This is a genomic window from Variovorax sp. Varisp41 (genome assembly GCF_047325085.1).
Classification (GTDB): domain Bacteria; phylum Pseudomonadota; class Gammaproteobacteria; order Burkholderiales; family Burkholderiaceae_C; genus Variovorax.
The window spans coordinates 2866562-2881523 of sequence record NZ_CP168540.1 but is presented as its reverse complement, the minus strand read 5'-3'; the positions used below and the strand labels follow the sequence as shown (position 1 = coordinate 2881523).

The 14962-nt window shown below is 70.4% G+C and carries 14 protein-coding genes; 11 read left to right on the top strand and 3 right to left on the bottom strand.

Going from position 1 to position 14962, the window contains the following annotated elements; all coding sequences use genetic code 11:
- Nucleotides 1–7: 7 nt before the first annotated feature.
- The gene (locus ACEN9J_RS13460; RefSeq protein ID WP_413764303.1) at nt 8–802 is read right to left on the bottom strand and encodes a sigma-70 family RNA polymerase sigma factor; all 795 of its coding nucleotides are present in this window, start codon (nt 800–802) and stop codon (nt 8–10) included.
- Nucleotides 803–883: 81 nt separating this feature from the next.
- Here ACEN9J_RS13460 and ACEN9J_RS13455 point away from each other — a divergent pair, with 81 nt between their 5' ends.
- Entirely contained in the window at nt 884–1498 is a 615-nt protein-coding gene (locus ACEN9J_RS13455) for an ATP-dependent Clp protease proteolytic subunit (RefSeq protein WP_413764302.1), read from the top strand.
- On the opposite strand, the gene ACEN9J_RS13450 is transcribed toward ACEN9J_RS13455, so the two are convergent.
- Nucleotides 1495–3336 (bottom strand): amidase family protein, encoded by a 1842-nt coding sequence (locus ACEN9J_RS13450; RefSeq protein WP_261209981.1) that lies wholly within the window; start codon nt 3334–3336, stop codon nt 1495–1497. The genes ACEN9J_RS13455 and ACEN9J_RS13450 overlap by 4 nt on opposite strands.
- Before the next feature lie 170 nt (nt 3337–3506).
- Between ACEN9J_RS13450 and ACEN9J_RS13445 the strand changes: the two genes are divergently transcribed.
- The gene (locus ACEN9J_RS13445; RefSeq protein WP_413764301.1) at nt 3507–3866 is read left to right on the top strand and encodes an ankyrin repeat domain-containing protein; all 360 of its coding nucleotides are present in this window, start codon (nt 3507–3509) and stop codon (nt 3864–3866) included.
- A 27-nt stretch (nt 3867–3893) separates the two neighbouring features.
- Here ACEN9J_RS13445 and ACEN9J_RS13440 read toward each other — a convergent pair whose 3' ends face one another.
- Entirely contained in the window at nt 3894–4283 is a 390-nt protein-coding gene (locus tag ACEN9J_RS13440) for a RidA family protein (RefSeq protein ID WP_057597741.1), read from the bottom strand.
- A 204-nt stretch (nt 4284–4487) separates the two neighbouring features.
- On the opposite strand from ACEN9J_RS13440, the gene ACEN9J_RS13435 reads away from it, so the two are divergent.
- The 9 genes from ACEN9J_RS13435 to ACEN9J_RS13395 all read left to right on the top strand — a co-directional run bounded on the left by ACEN9J_RS13435 (nt 4488) and on the right by ACEN9J_RS13395 (nt 14961).
- Entirely contained in the window at nt 4488–6059 is a 1572-nt protein-coding gene (locus ACEN9J_RS13435) for an ABC transporter substrate-binding protein (protein WP_261209985.1), read from the top strand.
- Nucleotides 6060–6233: 174 nt separating this feature from the next.
- Nucleotides 6234–7175 (top strand): ABC transporter permease, encoded by a 942-nt coding sequence (locus ACEN9J_RS13430; protein ID WP_261209987.1) that lies wholly within the window; start codon nt 6234–6236, stop codon nt 7173–7175.
- 3 nt (nt 7176–7178) lie between these two features.
- Nucleotides 7179–8018, top strand: coding sequence for an ABC transporter permease (locus tag ACEN9J_RS13425; RefSeq protein ID WP_093351813.1), 840 nt, complete (start codon nt 7179–7181; stop codon nt 8016–8018).
- Nucleotides 8018–9055 (top strand): ABC transporter ATP-binding protein, encoded by a 1038-nt coding sequence (locus tag ACEN9J_RS13420; RefSeq protein WP_261209990.1) that lies wholly within the window; start codon nt 8018–8020, stop codon nt 9053–9055. The genes ACEN9J_RS13425 and ACEN9J_RS13420 overlap by 1 nt, the downstream gene beginning before the upstream one ends.
- Nucleotides 9052–10032 (top strand): ABC transporter ATP-binding protein, encoded by a 981-nt coding sequence (locus ACEN9J_RS13415; protein WP_261209992.1) that lies wholly within the window; start codon nt 9052–9054, stop codon nt 10030–10032. Before ACEN9J_RS13420 ends, ACEN9J_RS13415 begins: the two co-directional genes overlap by 4 nt.
- Nucleotides 10033–10034: 2 nt before the next feature.
- The gene (locus tag ACEN9J_RS13410) at nt 10035–11336 is read left to right on the top strand and encodes an amino acid deaminase (RefSeq protein WP_261210133.1); all 1302 of its coding nucleotides are present in this window, start codon (nt 10035–10037) and stop codon (nt 11334–11336) included.
- Between the two features lie 11 nt (nt 11337–11347).
- A complete protein-coding gene (locus ACEN9J_RS13405) occupies nt 11348–12259 on the top strand; it encodes a MurR/RpiR family transcriptional regulator (protein ID WP_261209994.1) in 912 nt (303 codons plus the stop codon).
- Nucleotides 12256–13731 carry an N-acyl-D-amino-acid deacylase family protein gene (locus ACEN9J_RS13400; RefSeq protein WP_413764300.1) on the top strand — a complete coding sequence of 492 codons (1476 nt, stop codon included), beginning with the start codon at nt 12256–12258 and terminating at the stop codon, nt 13729–13731. The genes ACEN9J_RS13405 and ACEN9J_RS13400 overlap by 4 nt, the downstream gene beginning before the upstream one ends.
- Nucleotides 13732–13836: 105 nt before the next feature.
- Entirely contained in the window at nt 13837–14961 is a 1125-nt protein-coding gene (locus tag ACEN9J_RS13395) for a substrate-binding domain-containing protein (RefSeq protein WP_296738175.1), read from the top strand.
- The last annotated feature ends 1 nt before the right edge of the window (nt 14962 follow it).

Genomic DNA, 14962 nt, shown 5'->3' with positions numbered 1-14962 from the left:
GCCCGTCCTAGAGCGGCAGCGCTTCCGCTTCTTCCCGCGCTGCCTGCCGCGCCTCCAGCGGCAGCACGCACAACAGCTTCCCGCCCAGCGTCAGCACCAGCCCGAGCCGGCCGCCGATCTGCACCACCTGGCAGGCCGCGCGCGGCGCGCCCGAGTCCGAGGCCGAGCCCGGGATCGGCGCGGCATGGGCCGACAGCCCGATCGCCCGTGCCGGCGGCTGGCGCAGCATCGCGAACAGCAGCCGCGCATCGGCATCGCGCAGCGCCTGCTGGTAGAGCGGGAAGACGGCGTTGCGCCCGGTGCTGTCGGGCGCCTTCTCGCGGGGCTCGCGCAGCCGCAGCAGCGCGCGGTGCATCTGCTGGCGCCAGGCCGCCTCGGTCCGGCCCGTGGCCTCGGCCAGTTCCTTGAAGCTGACTTCGAACACCTCGCGCAGCAGCACCGCGGCGCCATCGGCGGGGCTCAGCCGATCGGCCAGGAGGCGCAGGGCCTGCCCGGTCTCTTCGGCGCGCGCGGCCTCGGTTTCGGCCGATTCCGCCGTCTCCGGCGTCGCGCCGGCCTCGTCGAGCCAGCGTCGCATCCAGCCTTCGCGCCGCAGGCGGTCGATCGCGAGGTGCTGCATCACCGTCGTGAGCCAGGCCTGGACGGTGTCGATGCCGGCGTGTTCGCCGGTCTCGAGCGCGCGCAGGTAGCTGTCCTGCACCAGGTCCTCGGCCTGCGCCGTGCCGCCGGCCAGCCGCGTCGCCGCGCGCACCAGGCGACCGCGCAGGGCCGGGAATTGCGAGAGATAGCGTTCGTCGAGCATCGGCGCAGCTTGCCACGACCGGCGACGTCACGAAAGCGTGGGCTTGTTCGTCAAGACAGCTCCCACCCCCTGGAGCTTTTCATGACCGCCATGTTCACGCTGGAATCCGAAGACGACACCCGCCCGGCCGCCACCGCCGAGCCGCGCAATTCCTACCTCGAGGAGAAGGCCTTCCGTTCGCGCACGCTGCTGATCTTCGGCAGCATCACCGACGCCGTGGCCGCCGACGTCACGCGCCGGCTGATCGCGCTCGACGCCGACAGCGCCGACAAGCCGATCGACATCCTCGTGAGCTCGCCCGGCGGCCACCTCGAATCGGGCGATGCGATCCACGACGTGGTGCGCTTCATCGCCGCGCCGGTGCACATGATCGGCACCGGCTGGGTCGGCAGCGCCGCCACCCACCTGTTCCTGGCCGCGCCGCGCGAGCGCCGCGTGTGCCTGCCCAACACCCGCTTCCTGATCCACCAACCCTCGGGCGGGGCCGGCGGCCAGGCCACCGACATCGCGATCCAGGCGCAGGAGATCGTCAAGGCCCGCCAGCGCATCGCGCACGAGATCGCGCGCGAGACCGGCAAGCCCATCGAGGTGGTGCTGGCCGACATCGAGCGCGATCGCTGGCTGTCGGCCGAGGAGGCGGTCGACTACGGGCTGGTCTCGCGCATCGTGCAGCGCAAGAGCGAGCTGCGCGCTTAGAGCGCCGAGGCGTCGGGCTTCTTGAGCTCCGGCGCCAGCGGGCTCGGCACGCGCGCCGTGGTGCTGGCCTGCCAGCCATAGGCCAGGCGGAACAGCGTGGGCTCGGCGAAGGCGCGGCCGATCATCTCGAAGGTCACGGGCTCGACCGAGCTCGAGGCATCGGTGGCCTTCACGAAGCCGGCCGGGAAGGCCAGCGCCGGGAAGCCGGAGAAGGGGCTCAGGCGGTTGTTCGAGCCCGAGTTCACGCTGGTGCTGTTGAAGCCCTGCAGCACCGGGTAGACCAGCACGTCGTAGGGCGCGCCCAGGCTCGCGCCGGTGGCGAAATCGAGGTTGTCGAGCGCAGCCGTCACGCGCGGGATCACGAAGGCGTCGCGCGGCTTCAGGTTGTTCTGGTAGGTCGGGTTGGATTCCTTGTTGGTGCCCGAGGTGATGTACGAGCGGAAGTTGGCCACGCGCGTGGGCTCCAGCGTGGCCATGGCGATCGCCACGTCTTCCGTGGTGCGCGGATGGCCGTCGGCGGTAGAGCTCCAGCTGCCGAGGTACTCGGTGAGGTTGTCGCGGAACTCGTAGGACGAGAGGCTGGCGTAGCCGGTCAGGATGGTCGCGCGGTCGGGGATCTGCACGTCCTCGATCGTCGCGCCCGCGGCCTTCATGCGGTCGAGCGCGGCATTGAGGGTGTCGAGGAAGCGCTGGTTGGCCGTGCTCGCGGCCGGGAACATCGCGCGCACGACGCCGATGCGCGCACCGCGCAGGCCATCCGCCTGGAGCGTCGCGGTGTAGCTCGCGGGCTGCGCGGTCATCGCCGCATAGGCGGCGGCATTCGCCACCAGCGGCGCGTCCCAGGCCTTGGCGGTGCGCTGGCCGCTGCCGGGCGCGGCGTCGTAGCCGGCCATGGCATCGAGCACCAGCGCGCAGTCCTGCACCTGGCGGCACAGCGGGCCGGCCGTGTCCTGGCCATGGGCCAGCGGCACGATGCCGTCCTGGCTCACGAGCCGCAGCGTGGGCCGCAGGCCGTAGAGGCCCTCGACCGCCGAGGGCACGCGCACCGAGCCGCCGGTGTCGGTGCCCAGGCCCAGCATCGCGAGGCTGGCGGCGATCGAGGTGCCGGTGCCCGACGACGAGCCGCCCGCGCTGTTGGCCGGGATGTAGGCGTTGCGCGTCTTGCCGCCGACCGACGAGCTGCCGGTGAAGCCGAACGCGAACTCGTCGAGGTTGGCCTTGCCGATGACGATGCCGCCGGCCTCGCGGATTTTGCGCAGGATGTAGGCGTCGTCGGGCGGCTGGTTGTTGGCCAGGGCCAGCGAGCCGGCCGTGGTTTTCATGTCGTGGGTGTCGATGTTGTCCTTCGCGAGCACCGTCACGCAGTGCATCGGGCCGGCCATCCGGCCGGTCTTGAAGAACTGGCGGTCGAGTTCGTCGGCGCGCGCGAGCGCGGCCGGATTGACCGCGATCACGCTGTGCAGGCCGGGGCTGTCGGGGTAGGCATCGGAGGCATCGGCATCGAAGGCCGCGATGCGGTCGAGGTAGCCCTGCACCACGTCGCGGCACGAGACCTGGCCCTTGCGCATCGCCGCATGGAAGCCTTCGACGGTGGCCTCGACCAGCGGGAAAGGTGCGCGATCGGGCTGCAGCACCACGGCATCGCCGGGCGTCTCGGGCGTGGTCGGCGGCGTGCCGGCCACGGGCGTGAACGAGAAGACGCTGTTGTCGCCGCCACCACCGCCGCAGGCGGCGAGCACGGCGCAGAACATCAGCGTGCAGGCGAAGCGCGTGGCGCGCGAGGACGAGGACGGGGAGGAGAAGCCAGGAAGCTTGCGGCGCGCGAGCGTGGAGGTCATCGTTGGTGTCGGAGTGGAGTTGAACGCCCGACAACGCAGCATCCATGCCAGCATGCGCGCATGCCTTCGGCCATGGCACGTCGCTTGCTCGAAGCGACATGTGCCCGCACGATGCTCGTGCGCCGCGCATGCCCATTACCGACCGCCATCGCAGATTCCGAGGACACGCCATGAACCCGCTCAAGCACCTGCTGATCCACGCCTGCGTGGCCCTGATGGGCTGCACCGTGGTGCCCTGGGCCGCGGCGCAGGCGGCGGCCGTGCCGAACCTCGTGCAGGCCGCGCGCCTCGGCCAGGCGCAGGCCGTGGCGGCGCTGATCGAGAAGGGCGCCGATCCCGATGCGCGCCTGCCCAACGGCCGCACCGCGCTGATGGAGGCCGCGGTGCGCGGCCACTACGAGACCGTGCGCGCGCTGATGATCCATGGCGCCGACAAGCTGCTCAAGGACGGCGCCGGCCACACCGCCTTCGACCTCGCCTTCGAGAAGCAGCATGGCGACATCGTCGCTCTGCTGCGCGACGCTTCCTGAGCCGTCGAAGCGCCGATCAGGCGCCGCTCAAGCCTTCGGCTTGTACGCCACCACGTCGATCTCGACCTTCGCATCGACCATCAGTCGCGCCTCGGTGGTCGAGCGCGCGGGCTTGTTCTCGCCGAAGTAGCTCATGTAGATGCGGTTGAAGGCGCCGAAGTCGCGCGCGTCGTCGAGCCAGCAGGTGGTCTTGCAGACGTCGTCGAGCGTGGCGCCGGCCAGCGCGAGCACGGTCTTCAGGTTCTCCATCACCTGGCGCGTCTGCGCCTCGATGCCGCCGGCCACGATCTCGCCCTGCGCATTGGCCGGCACCTGGCCCGACACGTAGATGAAGTCGCCCGCGCGCACGGCCGGCGAGAAGGGACGCACCTGGCGGTCGGAAGCGGTGGGCGGGGCGCCGAGGTATTCGAGAGGCATGGACGAGCTCCTGTCTGAAGAAGGGAAATGAAAGGGGAGGGGGTGGAAACGGCCGTCAGTATCGGCCGAAACTGAAAATCTATTTCAGTGATAACGCTGAATCAAGGGTTTTCACGGATGATTTGGCATAGATACTGCTTCAAAGTGCGGCCCGCAACGAAAGTTTTTTTCACAAACGCGTCTCGCCCCATGAAGGAGAACTCCATGCCCCACGCCGGCTCTTTCCCGCGCCTGCCCATGCTGTCGAAGCGCACCCTTCTGGGTGCCACCCTGCTCGCGGCGCTGTATGCCGTGGCACCGCTGAACGCCCAGGCGCAGGGTCCGCGCAACTTCGCCACGCTGGCGATGGTGGCCGAGCCGCAGACGCTCGATCCGATGGCCTCGACCGCCGACCTGGTCGGAACCATCATGCAGCACGTCTACGAGACGCTCTACACCTTCGACGCCAAGTGGAACGTGGTGCCGATGCTGGCCGAGGGCATGCCGAAGATCTCGGCCGACGGCAAGACCTACGCGATCGCGCTGCGCAAGGGCGTGATGCTGCACAGCGGCCGCGAGCTCACGGCCGACGACGTGGTCGCGAGCCTGCAGCGCTGGATGGACCAGTCGCCGCGCGGCAAGGCCGTGGGCAAGGAGATCGACAGCCTCAAGGCCAAGGGCCCGCTGGCGGTCGAGATCGTGCTCAAGGAACCCTATGCGCCGCTGCTGTCGCAGCTCGCGCTGCCCAGCGGCATGGCCGCGATCATGGCCAAGGAATCGATCGCCTCGCCGCTCAAGGACTTCGTCGGCACCGGCCCCTACAAGTTCAAGGAACGCCGCCCCGACCAGTTCGTGCTGCTCACGCGCTTCGACAAGTACGCGGCGCGCAAGGAGCCCGCGAGCGGCTACGGCGGCAAGCGCGAGGCGGCGATCGAGGAACTGCGCTTCGTGCCGGTGCCTAACGCCAGCACGCGCGTCGAGGGCGCGCTGGCCGGCCAGTACGACTTCGCCGACCTGCTGCCGGTGGAGGCGCTGCCGCGCCTCGAGAAGTCGGGCGGCAAGACGGTGCCGATCATGACGCCCTCGTTCGGCTTCCCCTACCTGGTGCTCAACACCAAGGAAGGCGTGGCCGCGAGCCAGCCGGTGCGCCAGGCGATCCAGACCGCGCTCGGCGAGGGCGAGATGCTCGCGGCCGGCTTCGGCGACACGCGCTTCTTCGTGGCCGAGGCCAACCACTTCCCGAAGGGCTCGCCCTTCTATTCGACGGCCGGCGCCGACCAGTACAACCAGCGCAACGCCGCCAAGGCCAAGGAGGCCGCGGCCAAGGCCGGCTACAAGGGCGAGCCGATCCGCGTGCTCACGAGCCGCCAGTACGACTTCCACTACAACATGTCGCTGCTGATGGCCGAGCAGCTCAAGCGCGCCGGCTTCAAGGTCGACCTCAACGTGGTCGACTGGGCCACGCTGGTGCAGCGCCGCAACGACGCCAAGCTGTGGGACATCTACGTCACCCACTCGGGCCAGTTCCCCGAGCCCATGCTCTCGCCGCCGCAACTCGGCGACGGCGCGCCCGGCTGGTGGGACACGCCGGCCAAGAAGGCGGCGCTGCAGGCCTTCAACGTCGAGAGCGACCCGGCCAAGCGCGGCGCGCTGTGGGGCAAGGTGCAGCAGGTGGTCTACGAGGAGGTGCCGTACATCAACGTCGGCAAGTTCAACGGGCTGTCGGCCAGGAGCCCGGCGCTCGACAACTACCAGCCGGCGACCTGGCCCTTCTTCTGGAACGCTCGTATCAAGTAACGCGGCTGCCGGATACGGGTACCGGACGCAGAGGACGCGAAGGTTTCGCAAAGGGCGCGAAAGAACAGCCAAGGAGATTCTTCAGATGAATTTCCTTTTGCGTCTTTCGCGGAACCTTCGCGTCCTCTGCGTCCGGCTGTCCGATCCCGCATTTCCCGAAAAGAACCACATCCCATGATCCGCTACATCGCATCCCGCGCCACCGGCATGCTCATCGTGCTCGCCCTGGTGGCGGTGCTGGTGTTCGTGCTCACGCGCGCCGCCTCGGGCGACCCGGTCTCGGTGCTGCTGGGCGACCAGGCCACCGCGGCCGACATCGCGCGCGTGCAGAAGGAATACGGCCTCGACAAGCCGCTGCCCGTGCAGTTCGGCTACTGGCTGCGCGAGGTGCTGCAGGGCAACCTCGGCACCTCGATCTTCCTGCAGCGTCCGGTCACGCAGGCGCTGTGGGAGCGCGCCGAGCCCACCGCGCTGCTCGCGCTGATGGCGGTGGCCATCGCCGCGCTGATCGGCGTGCCCTGCGGCATCGTCTCGGCCGTGTTCCGCGGCCGCGCGGTCGACCAGCTGTTCACCGGCATCGCGATGCTGGGCGCGAGCATCCCGAGCTTCTGGCTCGGCATCGTGCTGATCCAGATCTTCGCGGTCTCGTTCGGCTGGTTCCCGGTCTCGGGCTACGGCGCGCCCGACGCGGCGCTGGCCGAGCGGCTGCATTCGCTGGTGCTGCCGGCCACGGTGCTGGGCCTGCTGAACTCCGCGCTCATCATCCGCTTCACGCGCGCCTCGATGCTCGACGTGCTCGGCGAGGACTACGTGCGCACCGCGCGCTCGAAGGGCCTGAGCGAGACGGTGGTGGTGCTCAAGCATGCGCTGCGCAATGCGCTGGTGCCGATCGTCACGGTGATCGGCCTGACGGTGGCGCTGATGATCGGCGGCGCCGTCATCACCGAGACCGTGTTCGGCCTGCCGGGCGTGGGCAACCTCGTGGTGAGCGCGGTGCTGCGGCGCGACTACCCGGTGATCCAGGGCGCGCTGCTGGTGATCGCCGCGATCTACGTGCTCATCAATTTTTCGATCGACCTGCTGTATGCGGTGGTCGATCCGCGCGTGAAGGTCTGAGCCATGCGGATGCCAAGAATGCTTCGCCAGCTGATGCACCGCCGCATCGTGATGCTGTCCGCGCTGGTGCTGCTGGCGATCGCCATCCTCGCCATCGGCGCGCCGCTGTTCGCCTCCATCGATCCCAACGACACGGCCGTGCTGCAGCGCCTGAAGGCGCCGAGCGCCGAGCACCTGCTGGGCACCGACGAGCTGGGCCGCGACCTCTACTCGCGCATCGTGCACGGCGCGCGCTACTCGCTGGCGATCGCGGCGCTCACGGCGCTGGGCGCGGTCGTCGCGGGCACCGTGCTGGGCCTGATGGCCGGCTTCTTCCGCCGGCTCGACGCGCCGCTGATGCGCGTGGTCGACGCGATGATGTCCTTCCCCGACATCCTGCTGGCGATCGCGCTGGTGGCGATCCTCGGGCCCTCGCTGATGAACACGGTGCTGGCGCTGGTGCTGGTCTACACGCCGCGCGTGGCGCGCGTGGTGCGGGCCTCCACGCTGGTGGTGCGCGAGCTGCTGTTCGTCGAGGCCGTGCGCGCGCTTGGCGTGCGCACCTCGCGCATCCTGTGGCGCCACATCCTGCCGAACCTGATGTCGCCGATCCTGGTGCAGGTCTCGTTCATCTTCGCCTACGCGATCCTGGCCGAGGCGGGGCTGTCCTTCCTCGGCGTCGGCGTGCCGCCCGAGATCCCGACCTGGGGCACCATGGTCGCGGGCAGCCAGCAGTACGCGCACCAGGCCTTCTGGGTGGTGCTGTTCCCGGGGCTCGCGATCATCCTCACGGCGCTGTCGCTGCAGCTGCTCGGCGACGGCGTGCGCGACCTGCTCGATCCCAAACTCAAAAAGACCGCGTGATGACGACCGCCACATCCTCCCCGCGCCTCGTGGTCGACAGCCTGAGCACCAGCTTCCCCACCGAGGACGGCCTGATCCGCTCGGTGGCCGACGTGAGCTTCGCGATCCAGCCCGGCAAGACCACCGCGCTGGTCGGCGAGTCGGGCTCGGGCAAGTCGGTCACCAGCCTCACGCTGATGCGCCTGCTGCCCAGGACCGCCAACGCCCAGGTCAGCGGCGGCGCGCGCTTCGTCACGCGCGAAGGCAGGACCGTCGACCTGCTGACCCTGCCCGAGCGCGAGATGCGCGCATTGCGCGGCAACCAGCTCTCGATGATCTTCCAGGAGCCGATGACCAGCCTGAACCCGGTGTTCACCATCGGCGAGCAGATCGCCGAGAGCGTGCGGCTGCACAAGGGGCTCGATCGCCAGGCCGCGCTGGCCCATGCGAAGCGCATGCTCGACCTGGTCGAGATACCGGCCGCGGCGCAGCGCCTGCACGAGTACCCGCACCAGCTCTCGGGCGGCATGCGCCAGCGCGTGATGATCGCGCTGGCCATGGCCTGCGACCCGACGCTGCTGATCGCCGACGAGCCCACCACCGCGCTCGACGTGACCATCCAGGCGCAGATCCTGGTGCTGATGCGCCGGCTGCAGGCCGAGACCGGCATGAGCATCCTGTTCATCACGCACAACCTCGGCGTGGTCGCGCACCATGCCGACGACGTGGTCGTGATGTACGCGGGCCGCGTGGTCGAGAGCGCGCCGGTGCGCCCGCTGTTCGCGCAGCCCGAGCATCCCTACACCCAGGGCCTCTTGGCCTGCCTGCCGGGCAAGGCGCGCCAGCCGGGGCAGCCCAAGCCCAGGCGCCTGTTCGCGATCCGCGGCCAGGTGTCGAGCCCGCTGGCGCCGCCGCCGGGCTGTGCCTTCGAGCCGCGCTGCGACCATGCGCAGGCCGGTTGCGCCACGGCGATGCCGCCGCTGATCGACATCCGCCTGGACCGCCAGGCCCGCTGCACCCGCGTGCAGCCCGACGCCCACTTCGCGAGGCTCGCATGAACGCCGTCGTTTCCCCCCTGATCGAAGTCCGCGGACTCAAGAAGTATTTCGGCAGCGGCGAACGCCCGGTGCGCGCGGTCGACGACGTGTCGTTCGCGATCCAGCCCGGCGAGACGCTGGGTCTGGTCGGCGAATCGGGCTCGGGCAAGAGCACCATCGGCCGCACCGTGCTGCGCCTGCTCGAGCGCACCGAGGGCCAGGTGCTCTACCGCGGCGACGACATCGGCGCGCTGTCGGGCGAGCGCATGCGCAAGCTGCGCAGCAAGCTGCAGATCATCTTCCAGGACCCGTACGCGAGCCTGAACCCGAAGATGCGCATCGGCGCGATCCTCGGCGAGGCGCTGGCCACGCACGGCCTGCACAAGGGCGCGGCCGCGCGCGACAGGCGCATCGCCGAGCTGCTCGAGACCGTGGGCCTGCGCGCCGAGCATGCGAGCCGCTTCCCGCACGAGTTCTCGGGCGGCCAGCGCCAGCGCATCGGCGTGGCGCGCGCGCTCGCGGTGGAGCCCGAGTTCATCGTGGCCGACGAGCCGCTGTCGGCGCTCGACGTGTCGATCCAGTCGCAGGTCATCAACCTGCTGGCCGACCTGCGCGAGCGCCTGGGCCTGACCATGCTGTTCATCTCGCACGACCTCGACGTGGTCGAGTACCTGTGCGACCGCGTGGTGGTGCTGTACCTGGGCAAGGTGATGGAGGTTGCGGAAACCGACGAACTCTTCGCGCGCCCCTCGCACCCCTACACCCAGGCGCTGCTGGCCGCGAGCCCGAAGCCCGATCCCGAGCTCGCCACCGAGCGCATCGCCCTCAAGGGCGACATCCCCAGTCCGATCTCGCCGCCCTCGGGCTGCGTGTTCCGCACGCGCTGCCCGCATGCCATCGAGGCCTGCGCACGGACCGTGCCGCCGCTCGAGCAGGTTTCGAGCGGACACTACAGCGCCTGCATCCGCAAGGACCTGCTTTCTCCCATCGCCGCATGACCATGACCGACACCGCCGCTCCCTCCTTCGACGACCCGCTGCTGGGCAGCAGCTTCAAGGGCTATCCGCGCACCCAGGCGCCGCGCCGGCGCAGCGAGATCGGCGCCGCGGGCTGGAACGTGCTCGCGGGCGACCTGCCGCTGCCGCTGGCCGTGCTCAAGCGCGAGGCGCTCGAGCACAACCTGGCCTGGATGCAGGCGCGCGTGCGCGAATGGGGCATCGACCTCGCGCCGCACGGCAAGACCACCATGTCGCCGCAGCTGTTCCAGCGCCAGCTCGATGCCGGTGCCTGGGGCCTGACCTTCGCCACCGTGACCCAGCTCGCGGTGGGCGTGGCCGCCGGCGCGCGCCGCACGCTGATCGCCAACCAGGTGGTGAGCGACGAGGACCTGGCCGGCATCCAGCTGCTGCTGCGCGACCATGCGGGCCTGCGCATCGTGTTCCTGGTCGATTCGCTGGCGCAGCTCGCGCTGATCGAGGACTGGGCGCGCCGCCACCCCAACAGCGTTCCTTTCGAGGTCATGCTCGAGATCGGCGTTGCGGGCGCGCGTACCGGCTGTCGCACGCATGAAGAGGCGGTGGCGCTCGCCACGCGGCTGCGCGCGAGCGACGCGGTGCGGCTGGTGGGCATCGAGACCTACGAAGGGCAGGGCGCCACCGGCGCCAGCGAGCCCGACGCGGCCTATGCCGCGACCCTGATGGACCGCGTGGAAGCGGTGGCGCGCCATTGCGACACGCAGCAGCTGTTCGAGACCGACGAGGTGCTGGTCTCGGCCGGCGGCTCGGCCATCTTCGACCTCGTGGCCGGGCGACTCAAGCCCGCGCTGGCGTCGCCGGTGCGCGGCCTGCTGCGCTCGGGCTGCTATGTCACGCACGACCATGGCTTCTACAAGCGCATGGTCAGCGCGGTCGACGAGCGCCTCGGTTGCGATTGCGGCGAGAGCCTGGTGCCCGCGATGGAGGTCTGGGCCACGGTGCAGTCGCGGCCCGAGCCCGGCCTCGCGATCCTGGCCGTGGGCAAGCGCGACATCTCCTTCGACCTCTCGCTGCCGGTGCCGATCGCGCGCGCGGCGCGCGGCGTGCTGGTGCCCGAGGCCGTGCCCGCCGGCTGGAAGATCACCGCGCTCAACGACCAGCATGCCTACCTGCGCTGGGAGGCCGACGAGGAGGCGCGCGCGCCGGCCGTCGGCGACCGCGTGGGCCTGGGCATCTCGCACCCCTGCACCACCTTCGACAAGTGGCACTGGATGCCCGTGGTCGAGAACGACTACCGCGTGAGCGACGCGGTGGCGATGCACTTCTGACCGCGCGGCCGATGACTCCCTCGCTGCTCCAGAAGATCGCGCAGACCCGCGAGGGCGCGCCCGCCACGCGGCGCGCGATCCTCGACCTGATCCTCGAGGACCCCGACCGGGTGCTCGAGGAGAGCTTCGAATCGCTGGCCGAGCGCTCCGGCAGCTCGGTGCCGACCATCATGCGCACCTGCCGCGACCTCGGCTTCGCGGGCCTGCGCGAGTTCAAGCTCGCGCTGGCGCAGGAGCTCGCGCTCGGCGGCTCGCCGCTGCACCGCCGCGTCAACATCGAGGACGCCGCCGACGAGGTGGTGTCGAAGATCGCGCGCAGCGCGGCCGCCTCGGTCTCGGGCGTGCGCGGCCAACTCGACATGCAGGTGCTCGACGGCGCCGTCTCGGCCATCGCGGCCGCGCCGCACGTCGACCTCTACGGCGCCGGCGCCACCTCGTGGTTCATGGCCAACGACCTGCAGGCACGGCTGTTCCGGCTCGGCCTGTCGGCCAATGCCTGGGCCGACTACCACCTGCAGCAGGTGGCCGGCGCCGCGCAGCGCCCGGGCGGCGTGGTGATCGCGATCTCGCACGTGGGCGGCATGCCCTCGCTGCTCGACGCGGTCGACATCGCGCGCGGGCAGGGCGCCAAGGTGGTCGCGCTCACGCGGCCCGGCACCGCGCTCGCGGCCAGGGCCGATTTCCTGCTCGGGCTCTCGGTGCCCGACGACGCCGTGATGCACGTGGGCATCGATGCCTACCTGACGCACCTCACGGCGATCGAGATCCTCACGGTGCTGGTCGCGCAGCGGCGCGGCGAGCCGGCGGTGCAGCGCCTGCAGCGCGCGCGCGAAGCCTTCCAGCGCCACGGCATCGACGCCACCACGCACCCGCTGCAGAGCTGGGACGGCGGCGGCATCAACGAGAAAGGACACCGGTCGTGAGCGCTCCCCAAGCCGTGCTGCTCGAGGCCGGCCTCGTGGTCGACGGCTCGGGCGGCCCCTCGTGGCCCGGCGACGTGCTGCTGCACGGCGACCGCATCCTCGCGCTCGGCGAGTGCCTGCGCGCGCGCCTGCCCGAGGGCCTCGAGCTGGCCGATGTCGAGGTCGTCGACTGCCGCGCCAGGGTCATCGCGCCGGGCTTCATCGACGCCCACACCCACGACGACGCGATCGTGCTGCGCGACCCGCTGTGCCTGCCCAAGGTGTCGCAGGGCATCACCACCGTGGTCACGGGCAACTGCGGCATCTCGCTCGCGCCCTACCGCACGCCGCAGTCGAAGCCACCGCTCACGCTGCTGGGCGCCGACTCGTTCCGCCACGCGAGCATGGCCGAGTACCGCGCTGCGGTCGACGCGACGCAGCCCGCGCTCAACGTGGCCGCGCTGGTGGGCCACACCACCCTGCGCTTCGCGGCCATGGAGGCGCTCGACCGGCCCGCCAGCGCCGACGAGCTCGCGCGCATGGCGGCGCTGCTCGAGGCCTGCATGGAAGAGGGCGCGCACGGCATGTCCTCGGGCCTGTTCTATGAAGAAGCCTTCGCCGCGCCCGCCGAGGAGGTGACCGCGCTCGCGCGCGTGGTGGCGCGCCATGGCGGCGTCTACGCCACCCACCTGCGCAGCGAGATGCAGCAGATCGTCGAGGCGCTGCACGAGGCCGGCGACTCGGCCTTCGCCGCGGGCGTGCCGCTGGTGATCTCGCACCACAAGTGCGCCGGGCCCGCGAACTGGGGCCGCACCAGGGAGACGCTGCCGCTGATCGAGTCGCTCGCGCAGCGCCAGAAGATCGCGATGGACGTCTACCCCTACGTCGCCGGTTCCACCGTGCTGCGCGAGGACCTGGTCGACGGCGTGATCGACGTGCTCTTGACCTGGTCCGACCCGCATCCCGAGATGACCGGCCGGCTGGTGTCGGACATCGCGCGCGAATGGGGCGTGAGCGAGCAGGCGGCCTGCCTGCGGCTGAAGCCCGGCGGCGCCTGCTATTTCCAGATGCAGGAAGAGGACGTGGAGCGCGTGATCGCGCATCCGCTGACCATGATCGGCAGCGACGGCCTGCCGCACGACCGCCATCCGCATCCGCGGCTGTGGGGTGCGTTCCCGCGCGTGTTCGCGCGCTACTGGCGCCAGCGCCGGCTGTTCACGCTCGAGCAGGCGGTGCACAAGATGACCGGCATGAGCGCGCGCAACCTGCGCATCGCCGAGCGCGGCCTGCTGCGCGCGGGCCACATGGCCGACGTGGTGGTGTTCGATCCCGAGACCATCGCCGACACCGCCACCTACGACCGGCCCAAGGGCCTGAGCCTGGGCATCGAGCGCGTGTTCGTGAACGGCGTGCTGGCCTACCGCGGCGGCGCGACGGTGGACGAGGCGCGCGTGCTGGCGCGCGCGGGGCGCATGCTGACGCGCGGGACCTGAGCGCGGCGGCGCGCCGCGCCGCTGTCATCGGACTGTCACGAACCGTCATATTGCGTGGCTAGGATGTTCCTCGAACCCCGATGAAGGGGCCGAGGAGCAGCACCGTTGGAAATCCGCAAACTGATCGCGCCGGCGCTGGCCGTGGTCCTGCTGGCCGCGGTCGCGGGCGGCGTCTGGTATTCGAACCAGCGCGTGCGCGACGACACGGCGGCCGGCAACGCCGCGCGGATCGAGCAGGCGCGCCATGTGGCGCTGCGCGGGCTGATCGGGTCCGAGAAGGAGTCGTTCTTCGCCGACGAGCGCGTCAAGCAGGCGCTGGCCGCGCAGGGCATCACGGTCACGGTGGAGAAGGCCGGCTCGCGCACCATCGCCGAGCGCTACGACGCCGGCAGGTTCGACTTCGGCTTTCCCTCGGGCGCGCCGGCCGCGCAGCGGCTCAAGGAGCTCGCGAAGGCGCCCAACGTCTACAACCCCTTCTACACGCCGATCGTGCTCGCGAGCTGGCGGCCGATCGCCGAGATCCTGATCGCCAACGGCGTGGCCGAGAAGCAGGGCGACTTCTATTACGTGGTCGACCTGCCCAGGCTGATGACGATGATCGAGAAGGGCACGCGCTGGAAGGAGCTCAAGGCCAGCGCCGCGTTCTCCACCAGCAAGTCGCTGCTGATCAATTCGACCGACGTGCGCACCTCCAATTCGGCGGCGATGTACCTGGCGCTGGCGAGCTATCTCGCGAACGGCCAGCAGATCGTGCAGAGCCAGCAGGACGTGGACCGCGTGCTGCCGACGGTGGCGCCGCTGTTCCTTCGGCAGGGCTTCCAGGAGCAGTCCTCGGCCGGCCCGTTCGAGGACTACCTCGCGCTCGGCATGGGCAAGGCGCCGCTGCTGGTGGCCTACGAATCGCAGCTGGTGGAGTTCTGGCTCAAGCATCCCGACCGGCTGCGCGGCGACATGGTGCTGCTCTATCCGCGGCCCACGGTCTATTCGAAGCACGTGCTGGTGCCCTACACGCCGGGCGGCGCGCGCCTGGGTGCGGCGCTGGAGAACGATCCCAAGCTGCGCGAGCTCGCGCACGAATACGGCTTTCGCACCGGTGGCGATGCCAAGGGGCCGGAGAACTGGGCCGGACGCGGCGTCAAGGTGCCCGACGTGCTGGTCGACGTGATCGACCCGCCCAGCTTCGAATGGCTCGAACGCATGACCACCGCCATCGAAGGCCGCTTCAAGTGAA